The sequence below is a fragment of the Arthrobacter sp. H35-D1 genome, from assembly GCF_030063185.1.
Lineage (GTDB): Bacteria > Actinomycetota > Actinomycetes > Actinomycetales > Micrococcaceae > Specibacter.
On record NZ_JASISP010000071.1, the window covers coordinates 1 to 1034 of the forward strand.

Genomic DNA, 1034 nt, shown 5'->3' on the forward strand with positions numbered 1-1034 from the left:
GAGGTTGAGGGTAGTTTGCGGGCGAAGTTTGATTCGTTGTTGCCGCATTTGGATGAGCGTCAGCGCCGCCTGTTGCTGGGGGCTGAAGCCCGGGTGTTGGGTCATGGCGGGATCAAGCTGGTGGCCCGGGCGGCCGGTGCCAGCCCGACCACGGTCTCCCGTGGTGTGGCCGAATTGGAGTCTGGAGTTGATCCCTCGGTGCGGGTCCGCCAGCCCGGTGCCGGTCGGAAGCTGCAAACGGACGTTGACCCCGGGTTGGGGGATGCCCTGCTGGCCTTGGTCGAGCCCGAAGAGCGCGGGGATCCGATGTCGGCGTTGCGGTGGACGACGAAATCCACGCGCACCCTGGCCCGGGTGCTGAGCGATTCCGGGCACCAGGTCTCGGCGTGGACGGTGGCAAACCTGCTCCATGAGCTGGGGTTCTCCCTGCAGGGCAATGCGAAACAGGTAGAGGGTGCCACTCATGAGGACCGCGATGCCCAGTTCGCCTACCTCAACGACCAAAGTGCACAGCACATGGCCGCCGGGCAGCCAGTAATCAGCGTGGACACCAAGAAGAAGGAACTCGTTGGCCTCTACAAGAACGGCGGGGCGCAATGGCGGCCTGCCGGGGACCCTGTCAGGGTGAATGTGCACGACTTCCCCGACCCCAAGCTGGGCAAGGCCAACCCTTACGGGGTGTACGACGTCACCGCCAATGACGGTTGGGTCTCGGTCGGCACGGACCACGACACTGCGGCGTTCGCGGTCGAGACCATCCGCCGCTGGTATACCCAGATCGGCAATAATGCCTACCCCGGTGCGAAGAGGCTGCTGGTCTGCGCCGACGGCGGCGGCTCCAACGGATACCGCCTGCGCGCTTGGAAAGCCGAATTGGCCACCCTCGCAGCTGAAACCGGTTTGACGATCACCGTCTGCCACCTCCCGCCCGGAACCAGCAAGTGGAACAAGATCGAGCACAGGCTCTTCAGCCATATCTCCATGAATTGGCGCGGGCGCCCCCTGAACAGCCACCAGGTCATCATCGACCTCAT

Annotated in this window: 1 protein-coding gene; it reads left to right on the forward strand. The window is 64.4% G+C overall.

The window, feature by feature from the left end; translation table 11 throughout:
* Positions 1 to 15: 15 nt before the first annotated feature.
* Positions 16 to 1034: ISAzo13 family transposase (locus QMG25_RS20315; RefSeq protein WP_283462941.1), on the forward strand; the 1019-nt coding region annotated here is incomplete at its 3' end.